Annotated in this window: 5 protein-coding genes; all 5 read left to right on the forward strand. The window is 39.3% G+C overall.

The window, feature by feature from the left end; translation table 11 throughout:
• Positions 1 to 97: 97 nt before the first annotated feature.
• Positions 98 to 892: an ERF family protein gene (locus ACFINO_RS09270; RefSeq protein WP_375655516.1), complete on the forward strand. Its 795-nt coding sequence runs from the start codon at positions 98 to 100 to the stop codon at positions 890 to 892.
• 1 nt (position 893) lies between these two features.
• Entirely contained in the window at positions 894 to 1,517 is a 624-nt protein-coding gene (locus ACFINO_RS09275) for a lambda exonuclease family protein (RefSeq protein ID WP_375655518.1), read from the forward strand.
• 109 nt (positions 1,518 to 1,626) lie between these two features.
• Complete coding sequence (locus ACFINO_RS09280) at positions 1,627 to 2,172, forward strand: hypothetical protein (RefSeq protein WP_375655520.1); 546 nt, start codon at positions 1,627 to 1,629, stop codon at positions 2,170 to 2,172.
• A 124-nt stretch (positions 2,173 to 2,296) separates the two neighbouring features.
• On the forward strand, positions 2,297 to 2,545 hold the full coding sequence (locus tag ACFINO_RS09285) for a hypothetical protein (RefSeq protein ID WP_375634934.1): 249 nt from the start codon (positions 2,297 to 2,299) through the stop codon (positions 2,543 to 2,545).
• A gap of 2 nt (positions 2,546 to 2,547) precedes the next feature.
• Complete coding sequence (locus ACFINO_RS09290) at positions 2,548 to 3,591, forward strand: tyrosine-type recombinase/integrase (protein WP_375615513.1); 1,044 nt, start codon at positions 2,548 to 2,550, stop codon at positions 3,589 to 3,591.
• Positions 3,592 to 3,982: the final 391 nt, after the last annotated feature.

Raw genomic sequence — 3,982 nt, forward strand, 5'->3', positions numbered from 1 at the left:
AGCCTATAAAATCCAAACTCTAACAACCAAACCAACTTTTAAACACCAGCGTGATTCACGCCACGGGGGAATTGCGCTCAAATAGGAGGAAATCAAGATGAGTGAACAAAACACTAACCTAACAGAAATTGAAGAAACGCATCACTTAGCGGTTAAACAAACTGCTATGGAACGTATTTTAAATAGAGCCTTAGAAAATGACGTCGATATGGACCGTCTCGAGCGTCTCATTGCCTTACGAGAAAAAGAAATAGAACGACAAAACTACGAAAGATTTGCCAGTGATCTTTCGAATATGCAAATAGAATATCAAAAAATACAAAAAAACTCTACAAACACCCATACAAACAGCCAATATGCAACCCTTGACCAGTACATTGATGCTGTAAAAAACACTCTTGCAAAACACCGATTTGCTTTGTTTTCTCGTATCAAAGAACAGAGTTCAGACAATATAATTATAGAAATGACTTTGACGCATCCGTCTGGAAATAAAATCTCAACAGAAGGAAAGTTTCCTTATGACACTAAAGGATGCAAATCAAATATACAATCGGTTGGTTCTGCAATCACATACGCACGCAGATATCTGTTAGGCATGCTTCTTAATGTCGTGAGTGAAGATGATGATACAGATGGAAACCCGCCTATTAAAAAGGCTTTTCCACAACAGATCAATGAAATCAGAAGACTCGTAGTACAAACCCAAACAGAAGAAGAAAAAATACTTGCTTATGTCAACGTCAAAAAGCTCGACGATATGTCTGAAGGACAAGCACAAACGGTGTTACATCTTTTGAAAGATAAACAAAACAGGCAAAAGGCAGAAACAGATTCTACTATACAAGATGCCGATATAGAAACGCCACACGAACAGGGAACGGCGGTGTGAGATGGAACAAAGAACAGCAGAATGGTTTCAAGCGCGCTTGGGTAAAGTCACTGCTTCAAACGTTTACAACGTACTCAGTAAGACAGCAAAAGGTTTTCCTACAAGCAAATATGAAGATTACAAAACGAAACTCATGACAGAACGCTTAATAGAGGAAATAAGCCAATCTTATACAACACCTGCTATGCAATGGGGCATTGAACATGAAGAGAATGCCTTAAGAGAATATGAATTCATTTATGACGCAGAAGTCACAAGATGCGGGTTTATCCCACACCCAAAAATGAAAATGGCTGGTGCAAGTCCTGATGGGTTCATTGGAGAGGACGGTTTAATCGAAGTCAAATGTCCACAATCAACAACCCATCTTCGTTTTTTTATATATGACGAAATTAAACCAGAATATCACGCACAAATGCAATTCCAAATGGCATGCACTGGACGTAAATGGTGTGATTTCATGAGCTATAATCCAAATTTTGTAGGCAAATCTACTGGTTTGAGAATGAAAATCAAACGCGTCCTCCGTGATGAGAAACACATTGAAGAGATCAATAAAGCGGTCGAAATCTTTTTAGGGGAAATAGAACAAGAGATGCAAAAGATTTTGGCAAAAGCTGCTTAAACCTATGGGGGTGCTCTCTCCTCCCAGCACCCCCACCCTTTCCTAACACTTTCAACACATGCGTGATTCACGCCACGGGTGGATTGTACGCAAATCAAGGAAATAAACCATGGAAAATAAATATGAACTGACTGATGAAACAACTGAGATTGAAGGTAAAACTCTCCACCGCATTCGTGCATTGAGAGATTTTGGGGACGTCAAGAAAGGTGATCTTGGAGGCTATATCGAGAAAGAAGACAACCTATCACATCATGGTAATTGCTGGATTGGAGATTATGCCAAGGTTTATGATGATGCTAAGGTTTACGAAAATGCACATGTTTACGGTTATGCACATGTTCACGACAATTCTCGTATTTATGGCAAAGCAGAAGTTTTCGATGAACCATGCATTTACGGTCATGCAGAAGTTTACGGTGATGCACATATTTGCGGTGAACCGCACGTTTTTGATAATGCAGAAGTTTATGGCAATGCACAAGTTTACGAAGAGCCACACATTTACGATAGGGCGCGTGTTTACGGCAATGCGCAAGTTTACGGTGATGCGCATGTTTACGGTCATGCAAAAATTTACGGTGAAGCATGTGTATGTTGGGACGACTGGATTGATGGCGATAGAAGAATCTCAACTGGAGAAAAGACCAGATGAGAAAATACGAACGACTAATCTTATAGTATCTCTATAAACCAGCTTCTAACTCCACAAACAAAATTTCAACACATGCGTGCTTCACGCCACGGGTGAATTACATCTAAAATGAAGGGGAATAAACATGCCACACCGCCCACCTACTATCACGCAACCAGCTATTGCTCGTGCTTTACGAGAAGCTAAAAAACAAGGAGCAGAGGTTGTAGAAATCAAGCCTACTGGTGAATTATTAATTCATATCAATAAAATCGTAACACCCAGAACGATAGATAATACTTATAGCATTGACGATTTTCCACCGCTTGAAAATGAACAAAAAGACTACGATACCAGCAAATCGTGTCCCTCTGTTGACGGTATAAAGTTTTAGCCATGCCAAAACGCCGTCCACCGCATCTTGTTCGTGAACGCACACGCCATGGTAAAATCATATGGTATGTACGTATTGGTCATGGACCACGGTTTCGGATTGAAGGAACCTATGGAACGCAAGAGTTTGTCGATAATTATACGCTTGCTCTTAAGCAAGCTCAAAATGGCTCCTCCAAAACAAAGAGGCGTACCAGACTCACAGAAGGGTCTTTCGATTGGTTGTTGCATCAGTATTTACAAAGCATGCAATGGCATAATCAATCAGAATCTACTAAAAAAGTTAAATATCGAATTCTGAATAATGTTTCTAAACATATCGGTAATCGTGCATATAAAAGCATAAACAAACAACACATGCTTGAAGCCGTAGACAGAAGGCGAGAGACCCCCGCAGCTGCAAAACATTTTTTGACCTCTTTAAACGGTCTCTTTAATTGGGCGGTTGATAATGCCCTTTTAAATAGAAATCCTGCCTTTAATATAAAAGCACCAAAATCTTTAAACAGTGAGGGATTACTGCCATGGCTAGAAGAGGACATAGACAAATATTATCACCGTTGGTCACATGGTACACATGAACGCGTCTGGATTGATGTTCTTCTTTATACAGGCTTGCGTCGTGGTGATGCCGTTCGTATCGGCTGGAAAGACGTCAAAGATAATATCATTTATCTCAAAACAGAAAAGAGCCAATTTAAAACAGATGTTTTTCTTCCTATTTTACCAGAACTAGAGGAAACCCTTAAAATTGGTCCCATAGGTAATGAAACATTTATTTGTGGTAAAGGTGGAAATAAGCTTGTCAAAGAAAGTTTTGGCAACCTCTTTCGTGAAGCATGTAATGCAGCGGGTATTAAAAAATCAGCGCACGGATTGCGAAAATTAGCAGCAACACGTGCAGCCAATGCTGGTGCGACAGTTTCGCAAATGAAAGCGCTTTTTGGCTGGACAGAAGATAAAATGGCATCCCTTTATACCAAAACAGCTGATAGAAAACGACTTGCAATAGAAGCAATCAAAAAGCTACAAAAAGGTTCGGGATAGACATAAAATAAGTTAAAATAATCAACGGAATCAAAACTCCCGAACTTTTATATAACTTATTGATTTTATATAAATATAACGCTCCCACCCCCTCCGCCACAGCACTTTTATGGTGCTATAACTTTGTTGTAGCTTGTCAGTGTAGCTTGCCAGCAGGTTTTGTATATTTTGACACTAGGTTTTGTACCAATTTATTTTTTCTCAATGTAGCTTGCCAGCGGGTTTTGTATATTTTGCCACTAGGTTTTGTACCAATTTATTTTTTCTCAAAGAGTTTTTAAGGGGTTCTCAAAGGATCTTCAAAGACCTTATCTAAAGGGTATTTAAAGCTCTCTTTAACGCATTTTTCTGCTCCTATTTTTCCAAATCACTAAAGCATGTAAAGTCGGAT

It is taken from the genome of Bartonella sp. AA83SXKL, assembly GCF_042196965.1.
In the GTDB taxonomy this organism is placed as follows: Bacteria; Pseudomonadota; Alphaproteobacteria; order Rhizobiales; family Rhizobiaceae; genus Bartonella.

Excerpts from the sequence above, each read along its gene's own strand:
- ACFINO_RS09270 (WP_375655516.1), top strand. The coding sequence starts at position 98 with ATGAGTGAACAAAACACTAACCTAACAGAAATTGAAGAAACGCATCAC.
- ACFINO_RS09280 (WP_375655520.1), top strand. The coding sequence starts at position 1,627 with ATGGAAAATAAATATGAACTGACTGATGAAACAACTGAGATTGAAGGT.
- ACFINO_RS09275 (WP_375655518.1), top strand. The coding sequence starts at position 894 with ATGGAACAAAGAACAGCAGAATGGTTTCAAGCGCGCTTGGGTAAAGTC.
- ACFINO_RS09285 (WP_375634934.1), top strand. The coding sequence starts at position 2,297 with ATGCCACACCGCCCACCTACTATCACGCAACCAGCTATTGCTCGTGCT.
- ACFINO_RS09290 (WP_375615513.1), top strand. The coding sequence starts at position 2,548 with ATGCCAAAACGCCGTCCACCGCATCTTGTTCGTGAACGCACACGCCAT.